The sequence below is a fragment of the Streptomyces sp. NPDC059897 genome (genome assembly GCF_042730865.1).
Lineage (GTDB): Bacteria > Actinomycetota > Actinomycetes > Streptomycetales > Streptomycetaceae > Streptomyces.
Map to the genome: position 1 here is coordinate 23,447 of NZ_JBHWKQ010000026.1, position 20,751 is coordinate 44,197.

The following is a 20,751-nucleotide window of genomic DNA, read 5'->3' on the forward strand; positions in this document are numbered from 1 at the left end:
CTCGCCGTCCTGGCCAGTGCTCGTCAGGCCAGGGTTGCCGGGCGCACTGCATCCGCCCCGAAGCGCCTGCGCGCCCGATCGGCCGCGGCTTCAAGAGCGCGGGCGCGGGAATCGCCCGGGTCCAGGGAGAGCTGCCGGTGAGCCTCGCCGGCGGGCCGAAGGGCATCGACCCGGAGGGTGAAGGCGCGCACGCGTGCGCGCTGCAGGCCAAGGCCGGCCAGCAGCCCCAGTGTGGTGGCCGCCAGCACTGGTGAGTGACTGGTGGGCTCGGGCAGGGGGCGCGTGCGTGTGGTGGAGCTGTGGTCCGCGTACCGCACTGTGAGGGTGATACGTCCGGCCACCTGCCCTTCGGTGCGCAGGCGTTGGCCGAGCTGGTCTGCGAGGCCGAGGGCGGCGCGATGGTGTTGTGCCGGATCGAGGCAGTCGCGTTCCAGGACGAGGTCGGCGCTCAAGTGCGCCGCAGGCTCCGCAGGGAGAACCGGGCGGGGGTCGTGGCCGAGGGCTCGTTCGGTCAGCAACCGTGCCTGAGCCGCCCCGAGGAGACGTTGCAGGGTGGCGGGAGGCAGATCCGAGACCTGGCCGATGGTGTGCAGGCCGAACTTGCTGAGCGTCGTGGCCGTGGCGCGGCCGACGCCGGGCAGGGCGGTGACCGGGCGGGGGTAAAGCCACTGGGCGGCTCGTTCGGCGGGGACCCAGGTGGTGACTCCCGGTGCGGACGTGTCGGCGGCCATGGCGGCCAGCATGCGGTTACCGGCAAGGCCGGCGCTGCTGTCGATGTCGTAGAGCGCCTTCAACCTGATCATCGCCAGCTGGACCACGTCGTAGGGCGACAGATCGAAGTAGCGGAGAGCCGACGTCAGATCCAGCTGAATGGCATTGGGCGGTACAGCCTGAATGTGGGGAGTTATGCCAGACATCAGTTCGATTGAATGGCCGTACTGCTCCTCCGTCAGATGCCCGTGCAGGTGCAGGTGGGCGATGTGCCGCCGACGTGTGGTCATCCTGCACTCCCCGGGCTCGTGTGGCCGAACTTCTTCAGGTCGGCCGAACGGCTCCCGGCCGGCTGCAGGTCGGCGTACGGGTGCAGACGGGCGCCTGTGGTGCCGTCGGCCAGCGTGCGCTGCGGCTGGGCGGGGGTCGGGTGCGGGCGTGTGGCGCCGAGCAGGGCGAGGGCCGCTTCGGGGCCGCTGTCGCGGCGTGTGGCGGCGATCTCGTCTAGGTCCCAGGCCATGGTGCCGACGACGGTGCGGCGGGTGCCGCGCACCTGGACCGTTCCGCGGACCAGGAGCAGCCCGCTGTGGAAGACGGTGTGTGCGCAGGCCGGGTGGGAGTCCTCGAAGAAGGCCAGGTCGACCAGGCCGGAGCCGTCCTCCAGGGTGACGAAGATGATGCGTTTGCCGCTGGCGATCGGCGGGGTCTGGGTGGAGGCCCGTACGCCAGCGACGAGAACCTGCTGTCCCGCGCGCAGGCCCGCAAGGTGCGCCGCGTCGGTCGCGCCGATCTCGCGCAGCAGCCGGTGGTGGTGCTCCATCAGGTGCTTGGAGACGTCGATTCCGATGGTGTTCAGTTCGGCGCTCATGGTTTCGCGGGAGGTCATGTCCGGCAGGCCGCTGGGCTCCTGCCCGCCAACAGGGCCGGTGGACAGGGCAAGTTGGCCATCCGCGGCGGATCGGGAGCGGGAGGCCCGGTGGAGCTCGGTGATCTGCAGGAGCAGGTCCCGTCGTGTGAGGCGGCCGTCGTGCAGGGAGCCCAGTGCGTCGATTTCCACGAGGCGTTCGGCGATCGGTCTGCTGGGGCGGGCACGCTGCCAGAAGTCCGACAGCGAGCCGTACGGCTGCCCTTCCTCGATGCGGACGGCTTCTTCCTCGCTGATTCCGCGCACTTCGGACAGGGAGAGCCGTACGCCCCACTGCTCGGCGGCGGCCTGTTCGACGGTGTAGCGCACCTTGGAGTGATTGATGTCGACCGGCAGGATCGGCACGCCGCCTCGGCGCGCGTCCGCGACCAGGACACGCTTGGGCCACATGCCGGGGTCGTGTTCGAGCAGTCCGGCCAGCAAGAACGCCGGAAATCTCGCCTTGAGCCAGGCGCTCTGCAGGGCGGGCACGGCGAAGGCGACCGCGTGCGCCCGGCAGAAGCCGTAGGCGCCGAACGCCTCGATGATCTTCCAGACCTCCTCGCGGACCTCGTCGCTGTAGCCGCGGGAGCGCGCCTCGCGGTGGAACCAGTCCCTGATCCGGGGCAGCCGGTCCTTGTCACCGAGCGCGCGCCGGGCGATCTCGGCAAGGGCGCGGTCGCAGCCGGTCATCACCGCCAGCGTCTCGATGATCTGCTCGTGCCAGATCGTGACGCCGTAGGTGTCGGCGAGTACCGGCTCCAGGTCCGGGTGGGCGTACGAGGGTGCGTCGCCGTGCCGGGCGGCGATGTACCGCTCGGGCATGCCGCCGGCGACCGGTCCCGGCCTGAAGAGGCTGATGTCCGCGATGACGTCCTGCGGGTCGCGGGGCTGCAGCCGCGACAGGAGGTCCTGCTGGCCCGGCGACTCCAGCTGGAACAGACCGAGCGTCCGGCTCTCCTGGATGAGCTTGAACGCGAAGACGTCGTCGAGCGGCACCTGCCGCTGGTCGTCCAGGTCGATGCGGTTTCCGGTACTCCGTTCGATCTCCGTGACGGCATGGGCCATCGCGGACTGTATCCGTACGCCCAGGACGTCCAGCTTGATGTTGCCCAGCGCCTCGATCTCCTCCTTCGCGGCCATGGCCATGGGGTAGTCGCCCTGCGGTGTGGGCTGCACGGGAAGCCGGTCCAGCAGGGTGGCGTCGCTGATGACCACACCGCAGGGATGCATGGCCATGCCGTGGACCAGCGAGTCGAGCCCTTCCGCGAGCTCCCACAGCGGCCCGAACCGATGCGTTTCGGCGGCCAGTTGGCGCAGCTCCGGCAGCTCGGCGAGGGCGCTGGTGATGTCGCAGGCCCGCAGGTGCGGAAAGCTTTTCGCGATCCGGTCGACCTCCGCGGGGGCGATCCCCAGGGCGAGGCCGGTGTCGCGCAGGGCCCGGCGGGCCCGGTAGGTCTCCGGCATCGCGGTGACCGCCACCCGTTCCTTCCCGAACCGTTCGAAGATTGCGTCGTAGCACTCGAGGCGCCGGGCGGACTCCACGTCGATGTCGATGTCCGGAAGCGAGCCCCGGCGCACGCTCAGAAAGCGTTCGAACAGCAGCCGGTGTTCGAGCGGGTTGGCCGTGGCGATGCCCAGCGCGTGGCAGACCATCGACCCGGCGCCCGAACCGCGGGCGGCAACCCGGATCCCCTTCGCCCGGATGTCGGCCACGACCTGGCCGACGGCGAGGAAGTAGGAGTCGTAGTGCAGCCGGGAGATCACGGTGAGCTCTTCGTCGAGGCGGGCCAGGGCGTCCGGGTCGCGTTCCAGGCCGCGCCGGGCCAGACCGTCCTCGGCCTGGCGGCGCAGCAGCTGGGCCGCGCCGTCCGGCCGGGGCGCGGCGCCGAACAGTTCAGGTTCCGGCAGATGACGCCGGCCCAGGCCGAGATCGGCCCGGGCATCCACGGTGCAGGCGGCGGCCGTGGCGGCGGTGTCCGCCAGCAGCTGCCGTGCCCGCACCGGCCCGTCCCCCGCACATTCGGCGATCATGCGGGCGACCTGTTCCATGCCGACCGCGTCCTTGAGCCAGCGCTGCCCGTTGTCCAGGCGGCGGTGGTCGATGGGGCGCAGCAGCCGTGCGGCGTCCAGGACGTCGGCGAGGCGGTGCTGGTCCGGGTCGGCGTAGCGGACGGCGTTGGAGAGGACCGCGGTGGTGCGAGTGCGGTCGGCCAGGGCGAGGGTCCGGGCGGCCAGGCGCAAGGACCCCGGGCCGACGCTAAAACGCCTCTGGGCGATGACTTCCAGCCGCACCCCGCTGCCGAAGATCTCCAGCCAGGGAGCGAGCAGCTTCATCGCGACGTCCTCCCGGCCCGCCATCAGCGCCCGCACGGGCTCCGAGAGCGGACCGAGCAGCACCATCAGGCCGGGACCGCCGAACTCCCGCAGCGCCTCCCACGGCGCCACCGGAGCCGCTTCGGCGCGGGCGTGGGCGGCTGATGCGATACGGCACAGCCGGGCCCACCCCTCCCGGTTGCGCGCCAGAAGGGTGAACCGCAGCGGCGGCTCGACCACGTGCGCGCCCCCGCGCGCTGGTGCGCGACGGCGCTGGGCGGGCGGTGGCGGGGCGAGCGCCTCCACGGCGAGATCGATACCGAAGATCGGCCGGACTCCCTCGCGGGCACAGGCCTGTGCGAATCGAACGGTGCCGGTGACCGTGTCCCGGTCGGTGAGCGCGAGCGCCGGAATTCCGCGTTCGGCGGCCCGTCGCGCCAGCTGTTCGGGGTGAGCGGCGCCGTAGCGGGCGGAGTAGCCGGAGGCGACGTGGAGGTGGGCAAAACCCGTCATGCCACACCTCCACTGAACAGCCCCCTCGACACATCCGCCCGACGTTCAATCGCACGCTCGTTCGATAACTCTAACCCCGTCCGACTCGGGGTGGCGACTTATGTTCGAACGGCTGGTCGATTTATTGAGTGAGGCGTCCCACGTCCTGTCAGCTGGCAAGACGGCGTCTTGAGCCCGGGTGCGAGACGCCGTGGCCCGGCAGGGCTCTGCTCTGTCCGGACGCCGCATGTCCCAGGAGCGGCGCTGCCCCTGCGCGTCTGGGCGCTCATTGGGTGCGCGAGCCGAGATCCTCGTACGATGCGGTGTCAGTGGAAGCGGCTACGGTGGGCAGCACACCGGAAACTCGGGGAGGTGTGACGCGGATGGCGGCCAGCGCTGAACACTTGAAGGCCCTCGTCCGGGCGCACGCCGAGGCGGATGACGACCGCTTCTACAGCATTGCCCTCCAGGTCGCGGCCAAGTCCGCGCGGCAAGGGCACGGCAAGTTCGCGATCGAACTGCGCGATCTTGTCGAGTTGATGCGGCAGCAGGGCGCCAAACCCGTGGGCGCGGTCGGCCCCACCCCGGTGGTCCAGCCCCGCGGGGAACTGGCAAACCTCCTCAGCGCGGGGTACCACGAGCTCCGGCTCGACGACATGACCCTCGGAGCGGAACTTCGGGCCTCCCTGGACCGGGTCCTGCATGAGCAGCGGCAACGCGCCCGGCTGGAGCGTTTCGGCTTCACGCCGGCGCACCGGATCCTGCTTTCCGGTCCTCCCGGCACCGGAAAGAGCATGACGGCGGCGGCGCTGGCGGGGGAATTGTCCCTGCCGCTGTTCACCATCCGTCTGGACGGGCTGATCAGCCGTTTCATGGGCGAGACCGCCTCCAAGCTGCGGCAGGTCTTCGATGCCGTGGCGCAGACACGTGCGGTGTACCTCTTCGACGAGTTCGATGCGCTGGGCGCCCAGCGTGCCGTCGGCAACGACGTGGGCGAGGCGCGGCGCATCCTCAACTCCTTCCTGCTGTTCCTGGACGAAGCGCCGTCGGAGAGCCTCGTCGTGGCGGCCACCAACCATCACGAGATCCTGGACCGGGCCTTGTTCCGGCGCTTCGATCTGGTGATCCCGTACGATCCGCCGACACCGGAACAGGCGGTGGAGGTGATGCGCCGGAGGCTCGCCGGAATGGACACCGACGCAGTACGGTGGCCCTCTGTGACTGAGCGTGTGGCCGGGCTGAGCCATGCGGAACTGGTGAAGGCTGCCGAGTCCGCCGCCAAGCAGGCCATCTTGGGGGGTGCCGACATGATCGACGATCGTCTCTTGCTGAATGCTCTGGGAGAGCGGCACGCCCTGCACCATGCCTGAGCCACACACGTCACCCCGCACCCCACACCTCCTCGTTCCCTGGCTGGCCCGCGCCCTGACCCCTAAGCCCCCACGACCGGGCACCAGCGGAAGCACTGCGGACCGTCCTGACCGGCAGGGCCACGTGTCCCGCCTGATTGACGGTCTTGAGCAGGCCGACGCAGAGGCAGTAGAGGCCCGCGACGACGTCCCCGAGCCCTATCGGGCGGACGGTTTCGCCATCCGGATCGAGGCCGCACCCGGGCAGGATCTCAAGCTGGAGGCTCTCGACAACTCCGGCCTGACGCTGATGAGCGTGCATCCGAAGACCGACGAGCGCCCCGAGGATGCCCTCGTGTGGCTGCCGTACGAGAAGGTCCCGGCCTTCTCCCGCCGCATCCAGCAGTTCACTCAGGACACTGGAAGCGGTGCGGCCAAGCAGGCGGCTCTAGTCGCCAACATGGAGACGATCCAGCGGGCCCTCTTCGAGCACCTGTGGCAGGAGGATGGCCCACTGCCGTCACTGGAGGAACGCCGTTGGTGGGAGCTGTGGTTCGACCCGCAGATCGTCGAGTCCGACCCTGTCACGACCCTGCGGGAAGTGGCGGCGGAGCGGCAGTGGCCGATGACCGAGATGGCCATCGCCGTCGGGGAACGCCTCGTCGCCCACGTGGAGGCGTCCGGCGAGGAGCTCCAGGCACTCTTGGTCACCAACGCCTGCCCGGTGGAGATCCGCCGGCCCAGTTTCGCCCAGCAATTGCACGCTGTGGACCGTTCCATCCAGAAGGACCTGGTGGACGACCTCATCGAGCGTGTGGAACCGGCACCTGTTGAAGCCCCTGTCGTCTGCGTCCTGGACACTGGCGTCAGCCAGGAACACCCCCTCCTCAAAACCTCATTGCACGAGCGCGCACACAGCGCTCTCCCCCTGCAGACGCCGGCCGACCGGCACGGGCATGGCACCGAGATGGCGGGGATCGCCCTCTACGGGGATCTCGCTGCTTCCCTGGAGAGCCGGGAGCCCGTCGTGCTCCGGCACGGCCTGGAGTCCGTGAAGATCCTTGACGGCACACCGAAGATCGCGCCCCATCCGCGTACGTATGCGGAGGTGACCGCGAATGCCGTGGCGACGGCGGAGATCGAAGGGGTGAGCACGGGCCCGCCGCGTGCCCGGGTCTTCTCCATGGCCGTCACCCGCCAGTCCGGGGAGGGCGAGAACGGCGTCGACGGCACGCCAACCCTGTGGTCCGCCGCCCTGGACGCGCTCGCCGCCGGAACCGACGTCACCGCCCACGACGACCGCATCGAACTGATGGGGGCTCCGGACCCGGCCGCCTCTCGACTGATCGTGGTCAGCGCCGGCAACATCCGGAACCTGACCCCGCAGCAGATTCGTACGCCCGAAGGGCGCCTGGACCACCTGACCATGTGCGACACGTCGCGCATCGAAGAACCGGCCCAGGCACACAACATCCTGGCCGTCGGCGCGTTCACCGAACTCGCCGAGGTACCGGCAGACCCGTCGTTCGCAGGGTTCCGCGCACTCGCTGCACCCGGTGAACTCTCGCCCTTCAGCCGGACGTCCGTCGCGCTGACCGGAACGTCCGCAGTGAAGCCGGACATCGTCATGGAGGGCGGCAACCTCCTGGTCGATCCGGGAGAGTCGCTGCTGGATTCGCACGATGTGGTCAGAGTGACCACGACCGACAAGAACCCGTACCGGCTGATCTCGTCCGCGAACGCGACCAGCGCCGCCACGGCCCAGGCAGCCAGACTCGCCGCACTGGCCCATGCCGCCTATCCGGACCTGTCGGCAGAGGCCGTCCGCGCCCTCCTGGTCCATGAAGCACGCTGGACCTCCGCGATGAAGGGGGACGGGCTGTACAAGCGCACCGGCACCCCCAAGCTGACAAAGAAGCAGCTGATGAGACAGGTCATTCGTCGGTACGGCTGGGGCGTCCCCACCGAAGAGCGGGTGCTGTCCAGCGCTTCAAATTCCGTCACCCTCATCGTGCAGAACAAGCTGGTCCCCTTCCGCCGGGACCGAAGCGGCGGCGCACGCCTGGCCGAGCTGCAGCTCCACGAACTCCCCTGGCCGTTGGAGCAATTGAGGGATCTGGGCGCGGCCACAGTCGAGCTGCGGGTGACGCTGTCATACTTCATCGAGCCGAACCCGGGCCGCCGGGGCATGCGCGGCCGCTACACCTACGCCTCCCACCGGCTCCGCTTCGCCATCAAGTCACCCCAGGAGACCGTGGACGGCTTTGAGCGGCGCATCGCCGTGCAGGCCGAGACCGAGACCGACGCCCCCTCCCACGCGAAGGCGTTCGAAAGCGACACGAACTGGCTGGTCGGCCCCCAAGGCCGGAACCAGGGATCCCTGCACTCCGACATCTGGCAGGGCTCCGCGACCGAGCTGGCCGAGTGCGGCGTCCTGGCCGTCTTCCCCTCCGGCGGGTGGTGGAAGACCCACAACCGTGCCGACCGAGTAGGCCTCCCCGTCCGGTATGCGCTCCTGGTGTCCCTGACTACGCCAGAGGTGGAGACCGACCTGTACACGCCGATCGCAAACCAGCTCGACATCCCGGTTCCCGGCGCCCCACAGGCTCGCAGCGACATCACCGCAAGCACGCCGGTACAGACGGAGATCAGCTGATGACCGGCAACTCCGAGGCCAGTCAAAGGACGGGGTGTGGCCAGCAATAAATACGGGGCCCTGTGCGCCGCCGATCTGTGCGTGACTTACGTGCCACCCGGCGGCGGCGTCCTGTTCCGCGGCGAGACGGGCTGGCTCACCTATTGCCCTGACGACGACCCGGCTCTCGCCCCACGCCGCTGGTCGGCCAATCCTGATGACCACGACCACGAACCGCTCGTGACCTTCCTCCTTGCTCGCCTCGACGAGGAGGAGGAAACGGCCGGGGCCGCTTGGATCACCGACTGGCGGCACTGGCCGGCCCGTAGCCAGAGGGTGGTCGACGACCACAACGAACTGGTTGTCGCATGCCCGTCGCGCGATGTCGCCGACCATATCGCCACGTGGAGTCCGACGGCGGTCATAGCGAAAGTCGAGGCTCGACGCCTGGTGCTGGACCTGTACGAACAGACCGCTGTGGGCCCCGCACGAGATGCCCTCCGCCACGCAGTGCAGGCACTCGCCATGCCCTACCGCAACCATGCGGACTACGACATCACCTGGACACTGCGTGAACACCTGTGATCGCCGTCCGCACGAACTGTTCCGAGCCCTGTGCCCCGTCTGAGACAGCAGGGCCTCCTTGATGCTCGTGTGCTTCCCGGCACCAAGCCGCCAAGAAGCCCTGCCCCCAGCCGTCGCCACTCAAGATCACTAACCCGAGATCTCTGGTCGCTCAGAAACGATTACACGCCCGAGAGGGCAACAACTTCTGACTGGATCCCCCACCCCGCTTCCTAGCGATTCATAGCGATTTTGCAGCCCTGCTCGCACGTGCTGTCGATGGCCCACACCGCAGCCGGCTGTAGGTGCCTCGCCGTACCGCTTCGGCAGATGGCCCCACGGTGTATCGGTCTGAAATTGAAAAGCGATCGCATGCACGAGAAGCAGGGGGCGTACCCCGAAGCCGTAGCCCAGACGCACGCCGACTTCGTCGGCCTCCAAGACGCCGACGACATCCCCTGCCCTCGCCGAGTCCGCATCCGACGCCCGGACGACCCGCTCGCTCCGAAACCGCCCAGACCGTGATCAATCTCAGCGGTACTTTCTGTGCCACAACTGCTCACACCCGAAGAGGCCCGCGGATTCAGGGACGTCTGACGGTGACTTTTGACCTCGCCGTGGCTGCACCCCGGTTTCATCCGGCAGGTAGGCGTACCTCTCCCACTCCTCACCGGCGAATACGTCACAGCGGGGCGGCCACTGGACTGGCCCCGATTCCGGGTGCACTACCAGCGTGTCGTGAAGGGCAGACGGCAACGGGTGCATCGGCAGGCCTTCCGCAACCCGAATCAGCTTCGCCACGAACGAGTCGACCTTGAGCACCGACTGATAGCTGTGCATTCCGCCACCGTGGTCCATCCGCTCGAAGACGATCCTGTGGAACGGCTCGCGCTGTGTGGGCGCCGGCTGGTAGCGGGCCAGAGCCATGACCATCCGAGACCCCAAAGCCTTATTCCGATAGAGAGCCCGCGGGTCCTCGATCCCGATGACCTCCAGCGGCGGCCGCTTGCCGCCGTAGTGCTTGCCGAAGTAGGCAACCATCAGCTTCATCGCCGACCATAGCGCCACCGTCTTCTGATGCTCGGGGGTGAGGGCGACCGGCAGGCCCTTGATCATCTGCACCAGGGGCTTGCGCACGGCCGTCTCAAGGCCGGACATCCATCCGTCGTTGCAGCTTCCGCAGACTACGGGCGCCTGACTGGTGAAAGGGCCGCCCTGCTTCCGGCCGCCTTCGATCCGCTCTTTGGGACCGTTACCGGCGGGGCTGTCGTACTCGAAGCGACTGCCTGAGTAGACCGGCTTCTTGGCCAGTTCGGGGAACTCCGCCCTCATCCACCGGGGGAGGATGTGTTCCTTGGTCATCTTCCGGTTCTCGCCGCAGAACAAGCAGTCCATGGCGACCACCATAGGAGGGGCGCAGCCAAGGTGAGGTCGAAAGCCAGATGTACGCATTTCCTGCGGCGACGCCAGCGCGAACAGGGACTACAGCGCGGAAGATCCACTCACGGCGGCTTCTGACCTCACCTTGGCTGCCCCCCTGTTCAGCGTCCTGCCCCATGAGGACTCGTGCGGAGTCCGCGTAGCGCATGGCCGCGAGGTCGAAGACTCAGGGAGGCTCAGAAAAACCCACGGGATGTCGCACACTCCGCAGGGCTATACGGATGTTCTCATTCCGACTGAACCGACACTCTCCCGGACACCCCTAACTGACCTGCATTTATTGACCTTTCATGAATCATGCGGTTTTATTTTCACTCTGTGGCCCCACTGGACCCACCCTCAGGACCGATCGAGGCGGCATGGCACGAATCAACCCAGAAGACGCCAAGGGGAACATGATCTCCTGCGGATTATGGCCCATATCGGAGTTCAAGAACACCCAAGTCAAGTGGCTGTGTGTCTGCATGGAATGCGGTGATTACGTCACCCCCAGATACAACAACGTCGTCAACAAAGGGGCGGGCGGCTGTAAGAGTTGCGGGACCAAGAAGAGGGCGAAAAGTCAGCGCCTTGACCCAGTCGCAGCGAAAGAGCGAATGATCAGGCAAGGGGTATGGCCGGTCTCGGAGTTCCCGAACACCTTGACTCCGTGGCTATGCGTCTGCATGGCATGCGGGGAGTTCGTCACCCCGACATATGCAGGCGTAGTCACTAGTGGGCAAGGGGGGTGCAAGTACTGCGCCATCGCAGCGAGAAAGACCGCCGCAGGCGAAGCGAAAGGCCGGATGATCGAACGTGGGGTCTGGCCTGTCGAGGGCTTCAAGAACACCAGTACTCCGTGGCTTAGCGTCTGCATGACTTGTGGTCGCTTCGTGAAGCCGACCTATAACTCCGTGGTAAATCGAGGGAACGGTGGGTGCTGGTCTTGCGGGCGCAAGAACGTGGACCCGGTTAAGGCAAAGGCGGTAATGGTCGCTCAGGACCTTTGGCCTATCGCCGACTTTCCCGGGACCAGTGCGCCTTGGCCGTGCGTGTGCATGAAGTGTGGCGAGTTCGTCAAGCCCCGCTATGCCGGGACCGCTTATCGTGGTTCTCGGTGCAAGTTCTGCTCCATGAAGGCGGTCATCCCCGAGAGGGCGAAGGCCAATATGATAAAGCGAGGTTATTGGCCTCTCGCCATTTTCCCCGGAACGAGGGTATCTTGGCTCTGCGCATGCATGGAGTGCGGCGAGTTCGTCAGGCCTCGATATTCCAGCATCGTGAGCTCCGGCCAGGGCGGCTGCTCAAACTGTGCGACGAGTGGTTTTCGCGGAGACCAACCTGCGTTGATCTATCTCATGGTTCACTATGCCATGCAGGCGTCGAAAGTCGGGATCTGCAACCTTGACACCGGACGCATAGATAAGCACAGGCGAAACGGGTGGGTGCTCTGCGAGACTTACCAGTTCGATCTGGGCGTTTATGCGCGTGCGGCAGAGAAGGCGACTGTTGCTCTTTGGCGAGCCCGCGGAGACGACTGGCAACAAGCCCTCTTCTCGGAAGAGGAGAAGTACGACGGCTTCACGGAGACGGTCTCGCTGATTCGCGCGGACAGCAGCTTGACGTCGCCGGACGCACTCTGGGCCGACGTGCTGACCTCCATCAAGGACCTCGGGCTTTAGCTGAGTGTTCAGGCGCTGCGCCGAGACGGCTATCACGGCGACCTCACCCTCATCGGGACGAACCGCATCCGCCGTACGACCGCCCCCCTTGTCGAAGCAACTACTCACCGGCGAGTGGCGCGTCGGCCGGGTGGCGCTCCGGTCGCCGACGGCCCTTGACGCGCTCGGTCTGGAGCGGCGTACCCCCGCCGCCGCGACCGGCCTGGATCCTGCGGACCGCGTGGTTCAGTTGTCGGACGGGACACAGGCACCGTACGACGGTCTCATCATCGCCACCGGCGTCCGTCCTCCTCGTTTGCCCGGCGAAGGAGCCCATGTTCTGCGCACCCCGGACGACACCCTGGCCCTGCGCGCCGAACTCAGGCCGAGTAGACGCCTGATCGTGGTGGGCGCGGGCTTCCTGGAGGCGGTGGCGGCCGCCACCGCACGGCGTCGGGGTTGCTCCGTGGTCCTGCTCGAACCGGCATCCGTGCCGTCGGCGCACGTGCTGGGCGAGCCGGTGGGGAGGACGCTGGCGCAGGTTCACCTGGATCATGGCGTCGACCTGCGCACAGGCGTCACGGTCACCGAAGCGTCGGCCGCGGGAGTGCGACTCGGCAACGGCGAGCTGATCGAGGGCGACGCGGTGTTGGTGGCCGCCGACTCGCTCCCGAACACCGACTGGCGGACCGGCAGCGGCCTCCCCATAGGCGACGGTGTCGTATGCAATCAATACCTGGCCGCCGCGAACGACGTGTACGCGGCCGGGGATGTCGCCCAGTGGCACAATCCGCTGTTCGGCACCACTATGCGTATCGAGCATCGCACCAACGCTGCTGAACAGGGCATGGCCGCCGCGCGCAATCTCCTGCGCGCTGACGCCCGCAAGCCGTTCGGGCCGGTGCCCTACTTCTGGTCAGACCAGTACGACATGCGGATCCAGGACTATGACACTCCTCGAGAGCACGATGAAGTTGCTTTGGTGGAGGGCGACTTGGCCGATCGACGCTTCGTCGCCCTCTACCGTACGGCGGACCGGCTGACCGGAGCCCTGGCCATCGGACTGCCGCCAAAGGCCCTCCGCCCATGGAGGTAGGCCATCCCTGCACGCGCATCGTGGGCGGAGGTCGGAACAACGGTGTAGAGATTGGCATCCGACGCTGATCGGTCCTCCCCATCCAGCCCGGAGAAACTTTACGACTGGCCGGTGTTCTCGTGGGTATCGAGCCAGGACAGCCCTCCAAGGTCAAGGCGAGTACGGGCCCGGGTGACAGCGACGTACGCCAGGCGAGCTTCGCTGTCACTGACGGCGGGTGGGAGGTCGCCGGGGGTGCCGGGTGAAAGCGGCTCAAAGTCGTCGGCGATCTTCACTTGGGCCCATTCCCGGCCCTTGGCCTTATGGGCGGTGGAGACGGTGATCTCAGCGGTCTCTTCCGGGGCTAGGCGGGCGACCGCTGTCAGGATGGCGTCGGGGCCGTGGGTGTCGACCAGGTCGACGAGCGGCTGCAGGTCGCGGCCGCTGGGGTCGTGGGTGGCGTAGTCCTGCAGGTCGCTCCAGGTGGTGAAGAGGACCAGTTCGGGGTGGTGGGTGCGGCGACCTTCCTTGAGGTCCTTGGCGGCTTGAGCCAGGGTGCTCAGGTTCTGGCCGCCGCCGACCAGGGCGACGCGCAACCCTGCGGACATGAGGTGCATGACCTGAGCCATCGCCCCGACGTTGGTGCGGCACAGCACCGCATCGGGCCGCTGGACGGGGCCGATTTCGGTGGGAACGGTGTCGGTTCCGGTCAAGCGGAGCGGTGCATCGGCAAGGGCGAGCCAGCGGTTGGCCTCGGTGGCGAGGTGAGGGCCGAAGCGGAAGGACTTGGAGAGGGTGAAGTGGGTGCCGTCAAAATCGGACATGACGTCTTTGGCGCCGCGCCAGTGGTAGATGGCCTGGGCGGAGTCGCCGACCAGGACGAGCTGGGCGTGCTCGCGCTGGTTGAGGAAAACCTGCTCGACGACTGGGTTGGTGTCCTGGGCCTCGTCCAGCAGGAGGTAGTCCGCGCCGATGGTCGGCCGGGTCAGCGCCCAGATCTTGAGGTAGTGGTCGTGATCGAAGCGGACGGCGCCATCGTCGAAGTGCTGGAGGTCGATCCACGCCCGCTGGGCGAACGGGAGCAAGTGGCTGGAGAGTTCAGCGTGATGGTCCGCATCTTCCAGACCGCGCAGACGCGGCACATGACGGTTGGTGATAGTCACGTCAGCGGTGTGGCAGTAGTGGGCGACTGTGCGCAGAACGGCGTTGGCGAGGGCTCTTTGGGAGATCTCCCGCTTACCGAATCGCAGAGGCTTGGTCAGGCCGAGGGCGTGACCGGTCTGCCAGGCAGGGCGGCGGGGTGCATTTAGACGACGGGTGTAGCGATGGCCGATTCCGGCGAAGGCGAGGGCGTGGGCGGTCCTGCAGGTGACCGTGGCAGGAAAACGAGTGCGGGCGTCGGCTGCGATGGCCCGGTTGTAGGCGAGGTAGCGGCCGCGTCGGCCGGTGCGGTGGGCGAGCATGGCCAAGGTGCTGGTCTTCCCCGTGCCGGCACCGGCCTGAAGAGCCAGATGCTTGTCTTGGGCGAAGGCGTCGGCGGCGGCGCTCTGTTCGTCAGTGGGGTTCATGGGGCGAGTCCTTGGGGCTGGGAGTGTTCCAGTGCGTGGGCGCCGGTCAAGATCCACGTGGGGTGGTGCTGTCCTGGAGAGGGCGCGCTGCCACTTTGAAGCGCGTTCCGCCGGGTGGGCGCGTTCGGTCATGAAGGGGGCAGCTGTAGCGGTCTCCCACAGGGCCGGGCACGACTCTGCCCGTAGCCCCGGACACACCCTCCGCCCCTAGGTGTCGGCGGCCTGCTGGAGTTCTCGGGGGGGGGGGGGCGGGGCGGGCAGCATGTGTACCAAGGCGTGGCAGCGCGTGGTCACGCCGAGGGATGGCTGTCGGCGTGCGGCAGGCGACTGCGGATATGAGCGGCATGGCGCAGCGGGTTGAAGACTTGCCAGCCGCTGCGGTTCAGGTCCGCACGGACATCGGCGTGCTCGGGGCAGAGCTGGGCACGCCAGCGCTGCTGTTCGTCGGCAGGGACGCGGGTGAGGTCGTAGACAGCCAGGACTCGGGCCGGGGGGTCCGCTGCGCCACGTTGATGTCGGAGGGGCGCCAGCGTCCAGTCCCCGGCCGGAGCGCGCGAGCTCAGCACGCAGTGGACGCAGCGCTGGTGGCCGTGTCCGATGCGGGCAACGCACCGGATATGTGCAAGGGCAGCATCGCCGAGGTAGCGGCCATGGAGGAGTTGGACGACCGGGCGAACCTCGCCAGGGGGTGGGGCAGCTTCGGAGGCAGAGGGTGTGGTGCAGGAGGTGGCGTCGACGAGTCGGCGACTGCGCACGGCGAGTTGACGGCGCAGGTCTTGAAGGGGGCGGCTGGCGTCCGTGGTGGGGGTGCTGGCCGGACAGAGGACGACGTGCGGGATGCGACACCAGGCCTGGCCGCCGGAGTGGGGGTGGGCGATGCCGCTGCTGAGATGCCAGCGGCAGTGCGTGGGGACATGCGGGGTGGGCAGTTCGGTCGGGTGCAGCGCGATAAGCCGCTGGTTGCCGCACGAGTGCCAGGTGATCGGGTTGGCGCACTGGCGGCAACGACCGGCCCGCGGTGGGGCGCCGGGGCCGTGGACGGTCATGCCGGACGTGGGACGCGCGGGGCGCTGCTGGGCGCCCGGGCGGCGTGCGGGATGGGAACGCATGGCCGCGACGGTGACAGGCGCCGCAGGCAAAGGCCACGCAGGATCAGCAGGGGTCCCGCGTTCGGAGCAATAAGAGGAAACACACGACCACTTCGGGAACTGGTGTGCGCACAGTCCTCGCCTTTTCGGGTGATCCCAGTTGGGCTCTCGCGGCGCCCGCCTGGATGGGTCAGCTCGGCGGGATGCCGGGTGGGGTGTGGTCGGAACACAGGGCACCCAGCAGCCGGTCGAGGGGGACGTCGAAGGCGTGGGCGAGCGTGTGCCAGGTGGTGATGGTGCCAGTGGTGCGGCCGTGTTCCAGGTCGATGAGAGTGCGCCGGGACAGGCCGGTGCGGCCCGCGAGTTCGTCGTAGGTCCACCCGCGTTCACCCCGCAGGCGCGCGAGTTCGACGCGCAGCGCCGTGAGGTCGGGGTCGGGCGGAAAGATCGTCACCCCACCATCCGATGGTGCAGACCTCTGCCCTGTCAGTGTAGACCTCTGCACTATTTGCTAGGGAAGGGGTGACATTCTCCGAAGCGGGATCTGGCCCGCAGCACAGACAGGAACGGAGACGGCGGGCCCGATGAGGCTCTCGACCCCTGACACGGCGCGGCGCGTGTGGACCGTGGAGGTGCGCCCGCACCGGAACGGGCCGGTACTGGCCTGCCCTCAATGCCCACTTCCACGGGAGGCCTTGGAGGCCAAAACAGTGCGCTCGGCAGCCCTGTCGCATCTGGCACGGCACGCCCGGCACGATGTACTGCCGATGCACTTGCGGACCTGCCAGTGCCGGGAGCGCGGCTGTGGCTGGCATCGGCGCCACCGTGGCTGTCACGGACCGGTCCGACTCGCACTCACCGCAAGACAGGGCGGCCGCCTGTGGCGCCTGGCCGACGTATGCACCGCGTGTGCCGCCGCCACTGCGCACACAGCGGTCGTCCCCGAGAACACACACCGCTCGGCCGTGTCGAACCCATGCTCCCGGCTGGCTCAGCCGCCACGTGACGCCACAGCCATGCACGCAGACGCTCAGGCGCGGGTGCGCCGGATGCTTGCCTATCTCGCCTCAGCTCTCCCTCAGTCCTGCTCCCCCGGCGCCCGCCTACTGGCTCTGCAGTGCGCACTGCGTACCGACAGTCGCGGCGAGGTACGCCTGCCGAACGGACTGCTGCGCGGCATGCGCCTGCACCAACGCGCGGACCTTTGGGATGAGTTGGAGTGCGCCCACTGGTTGCGCCGCAGCGCCCGACGCCCGGTGCAGGCCCGCCTGCTCGACGCGGCAATGCTGGCGCAACCCCACCGTCAGCAGCGTGTCCGGGCCGCACATTGGGCGCTTCACCCGCTCCCGCATCCCAGTCCCCGCACGCTGTCCAGTGCCGTCCAACTCGCTGCCCTCGCCCTGGCCGCCTCCACCCGCCCCCACGGCACCGGCGCAGCCGAGAAGGAGACCCTCACGTACCTATGCGGCCAGACCCCCGAGCAGCTGAGTTGCCTACTCGACCAGCTGGCAGACGCACGTCTGCTGGCATCTTGGTGCTGCCCCCCTGGGGAAGCAGAGATCGCATGGCAACTGCCGGATCCCTCGCACCGCGTACTCGGAAGTCAGCCGCGAAAAGAGGCGCAGAGCGTTCAGGCGCTCGGCGGCATGGGGTCGCCGTCACTGATGATTGAGAAGGCATCGCCGCCACAGGATCACGGGCACGCGTCAGAGTCGAGGTCTCCTGGTTCGTCGACGGATCCGACAAAGAGGACGGCCCTCGGCGCTCACACCTCGTCCGTGCCCGCGAAGTCCGCAACAAGAACCTCGAGCGCGTGCGTCTCGCCTGTGATGCCCCGGCCTCCCTCACAGACGCAGGCATAGCCGCCAGCCGTACGCCTGGCGGTGCCGGGCTTCGGTCGTCCGCGCGGCCGTGCGTGCGTCGCAGACCGTCGAGGTGCACGGCATCGCGCCGGGCGGGACTCCACCAGCAGATCGTGACGGGGAGCCATCCCCGGAGCAGATGCGGCACTCCTCGACGTCATGCCGACATGAGCATTGCCGGCCCCCTACGGCCGCTGCACCCGCACGGCCGCACGGATCGCCTCTCGGATCCGATGCTCCACAGTGCCGTCCTGCGTCAAGCCGGAAAAGTGCCGCGCCGAGCCTGGGTGATCTCGCAGGACTGTCGCTACGAGCTGCGCCGCCTGGCCCGACAATGAGCGCAGCCAAGGCGCGATGCGGTCTTGGGCTCCCCACTGATCCCACGCGGCATCCCAGGTGCACATCGTGCGGGCAGACTCTTCGAGGAGGTCCCAGTCCTCCTTAGCCGCGGCGAAGTTCGCAATGGTGTGCAGCCAGACAACGACTCGGGCAGCCTCAGCGAACTGGACCCGATGCGTGCCGTGACCATCGGCATGGTCGGCCAAGGCCTTGAAGAGGCGATCACTCCATTGAGCGTTGCGGGACAGCCACGGCCCCGCCTGTTCGGCCGAGAGCGCAGTGAGCGTGCGGGCATAAAGCTCATAGTCCTCAGGGTGGTCTGCGATCAGTTCGAGCAGGGCGGTCACCGCTGCCGGGTCACCGGCGCGCGTCCGTTCCCACAGCCGTTTGGCCTGTTCGATCGGCGGCTCCGCCGGTTCGGTGAACTCCCGGTTGATCAGGCTGCGGAGGTCCTGAATGCTCTGTGGCCGCTGCACGGGGTCGGGATGTGTCGCACTGCGGGTGATGTTCCTCCAAGGCCCGGGCCCGGGCAGGAGTTGCATGTTCATCTGTGGATACTCGCCTTTGAGCGCCCAGGCAATGACCCGGCCGATGCCGTAGATGTCGGCAGCCGGAGTGGCTTCGTGCGCGGCGACGAAGAGCTCAGGGGCCGCGAAGCCCTCCGTCCCAATCTCGACGCCGGTGCGCCCCGCCTTCGTCGTCTGGCCTCTCGGCCGCCGGACGATCCCCCAGTCCGCGAGGGTCCAACGACTGTCCAACATAAGGATGTTGGAGGGTTTGACGTCACGGTGGAGCCAGTCATGAGTATGAGCAAGTTCCAGGACATCCATCAGTGCCTCGACCAAGGCGCGCAGGTGGACAGGGTCTTTAAGGTCGTCGCACCGGTCTTCCGCGGTCCCCTGCGCCATGGGCATGACGAGCCACCCGTCCTTCGGGTTGGAGTCGAGGATGGGCATGTAGTGGGGGTGGCGCCCGAGTAGCTGAGAGACCTCAATTTCTCGTCGCATCCGAGCGGCTGGCGTTTCCCACTGCGACTTCCGGCGCTTGAAGGCGACTTCGACGCCCGTCGACTTATGTACTGCCCGAAAGACTTGTGCCTGACCGCCCTCTTCCATGGGGAGCCGATCAAGGCGGTAGTCCTGGCGGTTGCCTCCAGCTTGAGCGCGCAGCAGGTCGTGGGCGGTCAGAGCCTCACCTCCGGCAGCCGACGCGCGATTGGGCGTCAGTTGGGTCGACCCCTGGATCATTGGGCGCGCCCGGACCGGGATGCGGCGCCCTCCGTAGATGGAATAACCGCTGATGGAGTCAACGGGCTTGAGCTGGTAACCGTCCCTCGCAAGAAGGGAGTTGACGATCTCCAGGAGCTCCTGCAGCTCGTTGGAGTCGGTTCGCACAACGGGGTGGAGCATCTCGGCGAGGAACCGCAGGAGGACCGCGTCCGGTCCGCGGCCCAGCCCGAAGCGCTCGTCCGTGAAGACCCAGTCCTCTTCCCAATCGAAGTTGTTGACGCGGTGCTGATAGATATCGCCCTCAGCCGTGGGAAAGCGAGTGTCGTAGCTTTCCAGCGCCGACAGATCGAAGATCCGCTTGAGGAACTCCGGCTCTTCCAGCCTTCCGGACCAGTCGACGTTCCGAAGGCGCAAGGTGTCGAAGAGCCGCATGCGGGTGACCTCGGTGATGCGAGCCCGTTTGCCATCTGTGCGGATGTCATGCGGCTGAAATAGCGCCGACGTCTGCCCTATCTCCATCGCCTGCCGCCAGTTCGCGTCCGGGTCGGGAAGCGCCGGCTTCACGAGGATTCGGTCGACATGGCCGCGACCGTTCTGACCGGCCACTTCGGCGATCGTCGGCAGCAAGTGGTCCAAGACCTCGTCGTCAAAGCTCGGTGAGTCCACCGCGTCCACGTAGAAGACGGCTGCCCAGTAGTAGTCGTGCCAGTTGGTCTCCGTCGTGTACCCGTCCTCCGTCTGCTCGAAGTCCAGCCTCTCGACTGCGCGGAGCAACTCGGTCGCCCCGACATCTGCTCGAGCAGAGAAGATCGCAGCAGCCTGCGCGAGCACGCGCTCCCCGAGCTGCTCCTGTTCGCCGTCCATTGTCTGCGCCCCCTTGCGCACGCAGCCAGACATGGTCCGCGCCCATGACAGCAGTGCTTGCAGCACCGACGCGGCCAGTCGGCATCCTCCCCCACAACCTGCCTTCCGCCCATGCAGAAGGAGAGTCAGCTTAATCCGGTGGGGCCGGGGGACGAAGGGGCCCGGCTGTGGCGCTGGGGCGACGAACCCTGATCCCTGGTCAGTATCGGTATCCATTGGTCACCTGGAAGACCGGTGCTACATATGCGTCAGCCCCCAGTTCTGCTGAACGGCTAAGGGCCGGACATTGCACGCTCGACACGACGGTCCACCAACCGATGAGTGCGGCGCCGAGCTCTTCTCGAGGAAGTGCTGCCCGGCGTACGGGTCCACGGATACAGGTGATCTCCAAGCGGGTCGGCCGGGGCACAGTTCCCTTCACCTCTTCCCTGTCGCAAGAGCGGCACGCCACACAGGCACCACAGGCCGCCGTGATGTCAACGACGACGGCCACCCTCAGCCTCCTGCCCCCGATTGAGGACTTGGCAAGGAGCGTTCTGCACGGCGCTCCGCTAGAGATTCTTGAGGCCGAACCGTGGGAGATCGAGTGGCTCAGCCCAGAGATCGTTGAGTTCGTTCAACAGAAGTGTCGGCCTGCTACGTGCCACCCCAAGAGGAAATGAGAGGATTCGACGG

At 67.5% G+C, this 20,751-nt stretch carries 11 protein-coding genes and 1 pseudogene; 5 read left to right on the forward strand and 7 right to left on the reverse strand.

The window, feature by feature from the left end:
* Nucleotides 1-23 precede the first annotated feature (23 nt).
* Together ACFV9W_RS25975 and ACFV9W_RS25980 are read right to left on the reverse strand one after the other, a co-directional pair.
* Nucleotides 24-1,001 carry an ImpB/MucB/SamB family protein gene (locus tag ACFV9W_RS25975; RefSeq protein ID WP_385764970.1) on the reverse strand — a complete coding sequence of 326 codons (978 nt, stop codon included), beginning with the start codon at nt 999-1,001 and terminating at the stop codon, nt 24-26.
* Nucleotides 998-4,444 (reverse strand): DNA polymerase III subunit alpha, encoded by a 3,447-nt coding sequence (locus tag ACFV9W_RS25980; RefSeq protein ID WP_385764972.1) that lies wholly within the window; start codon nt 4,442-4,444, stop codon nt 998-1,000. Before ACFV9W_RS25980 ends, ACFV9W_RS25975 begins: the two co-directional genes overlap by 4 nt.
* Before the next feature lie 362 nt (nt 4,445-4,806).
* On the opposite strand from ACFV9W_RS25980, the gene ACFV9W_RS25985 reads away from it, so the two are divergent.
* The 3 genes from ACFV9W_RS25985 to ACFV9W_RS25995 all read left to right on the forward strand — a co-directional run bounded on the left by ACFV9W_RS25985 (nt 4,807) and on the right by ACFV9W_RS25995 (nt 8,992).
* Complete coding sequence (locus tag ACFV9W_RS25985; protein ID WP_385764974.1) at nt 4,807-5,793, forward strand: AAA family ATPase; 987 nt, start codon at nt 4,807-4,809, stop codon at nt 5,791-5,793.
* 124 nt (nt 5,794-5,917) lie between these two features.
* Complete coding sequence (locus tag ACFV9W_RS25990; protein WP_385764976.1) at nt 5,918-8,428, forward strand: S8 family peptidase; 2,511 nt, start codon at nt 5,918-5,920, stop codon at nt 8,426-8,428.
* 36 nt (nt 8,429-8,464) lie between these two features.
* Complete coding sequence (locus ACFV9W_RS25995; RefSeq protein WP_385764978.1) at nt 8,465-8,992, forward strand: DUF6221 family protein; 528 nt, start codon at nt 8,465-8,467, stop codon at nt 8,990-8,992.
* 510 nt (nt 8,993-9,502) lie between these two features.
* Here ACFV9W_RS25995 and ACFV9W_RS26000 read toward each other — a convergent pair.
* Complete coding sequence (locus ACFV9W_RS26000; RefSeq protein WP_385764980.1) at nt 9,503-10,366, reverse strand: hypothetical protein; 864 nt, start codon at nt 10,364-10,366, stop codon at nt 9,503-9,505.
* Nucleotides 10,367-11,670: 1,304 nt separating this feature from the next.
* Here ACFV9W_RS26000 and ACFV9W_RS26005 point away from each other — a divergent pair.
* Together ACFV9W_RS26005 and ACFV9W_RS26010 are read left to right on the forward strand one after the other, a co-directional pair.
* Nucleotides 11,671-12,072 (forward strand): hypothetical protein, encoded by a 402-nt coding sequence (locus ACFV9W_RS26005; protein ID WP_385764982.1) that lies wholly within the window; start codon nt 11,671-11,673, stop codon nt 12,070-12,072.
* Nucleotides 12,073-13,147: pseudogene (locus tag ACFV9W_RS26010) on the forward strand (NAD(P)/FAD-dependent oxidoreductase). It begins immediately after the preceding gene.
* Nucleotides 13,148-13,245: 98 nt separating this feature from the next.
* On the opposite strand, the gene ACFV9W_RS26015 reads toward ACFV9W_RS26010, so the two are convergent.
* The 4 genes from ACFV9W_RS26015 to ACFV9W_RS26030 all read right to left on the reverse strand — a co-directional run bounded on the left by ACFV9W_RS26015 (nt 13,246) and on the right by ACFV9W_RS26030 (nt 20,076).
* Complete coding sequence (locus ACFV9W_RS26015) at nt 13,246-14,694, reverse strand: UvrD-helicase domain-containing protein (protein ID WP_385764984.1); 1,449 nt, start codon at nt 14,692-14,694, stop codon at nt 13,246-13,248.
* Nucleotides 14,695-14,984: 290 nt separating this feature from the next.
* Nucleotides 14,985-15,803 (reverse strand): DUF6083 domain-containing protein, encoded by an 819-nt coding sequence (locus tag ACFV9W_RS26020; protein ID WP_385764986.1) that lies wholly within the window; start codon nt 15,801-15,803, stop codon nt 14,985-14,987.
* A 169-nt stretch (nt 15,804-15,972) separates the two neighbouring features.
* Complete coding sequence (locus tag ACFV9W_RS26025) at nt 15,973-16,236, reverse strand: helix-turn-helix transcriptional regulator (protein WP_385764988.1); 264 nt, start codon at nt 16,234-16,236, stop codon at nt 15,973-15,975.
* Between the two features lie 1,593 nt (nt 16,237-17,829).
* Nucleotides 17,830-20,076 carry a protein kinase gene (locus tag ACFV9W_RS26030; RefSeq protein WP_385764990.1) on the reverse strand — a complete coding sequence of 749 codons (2,247 nt, stop codon included), beginning with the start codon at nt 20,074-20,076 and terminating at the stop codon, nt 17,830-17,832.
* Between the last annotated feature and the right edge of the window lie 675 nt (nt 20,077-20,751).

Bases quoted from the DNA above. Each gene is read 5' to 3' on its own strand.
- ACFV9W_RS26020 (WP_385764986.1), bottom strand. From the start codon at position 15,803: ATGCGTTCCCATCCCGCACGCCGCCCGGGCGCCCAGCAGCGCCCCGCG.
- ACFV9W_RS25985 (WP_385764974.1), top strand. From the start codon at position 4,807: ATGGCGGCCAGCGCTGAACACTTGAAGGCCCTCGTCCGGGCGCACGCC.
- ACFV9W_RS25980 (WP_385764972.1), bottom strand. From the start codon at position 4,444: ATGACGGGTTTTGCCCACCTCCACGTCGCCTCCGGCTACTCCGCCCGC.
- ACFV9W_RS25975 (WP_385764970.1), bottom strand. From the start codon at position 1,001: ATGACCACACGTCGGCGGCACATCGCCCACCTGCACCTGCACGGGCAT.
- ACFV9W_RS26030 (WP_385764990.1), bottom strand. From the start codon at position 20,076: ATGGACGGCGAACAGGAGCAGCTCGGGGAGCGCGTGCTCGCGCAGGCT.
- ACFV9W_RS26015 (WP_385764984.1), bottom strand. From the start codon at position 14,694: ATGAACCCCACTGACGAACAGAGCGCCGCCGCCGACGCCTTCGCCCAA.
- ACFV9W_RS26000 (WP_385764980.1), bottom strand. From the start codon at position 10,366: ATGGACTGCTTGTTCTGCGGCGAGAACCGGAAGATGACCAAGGAACAC.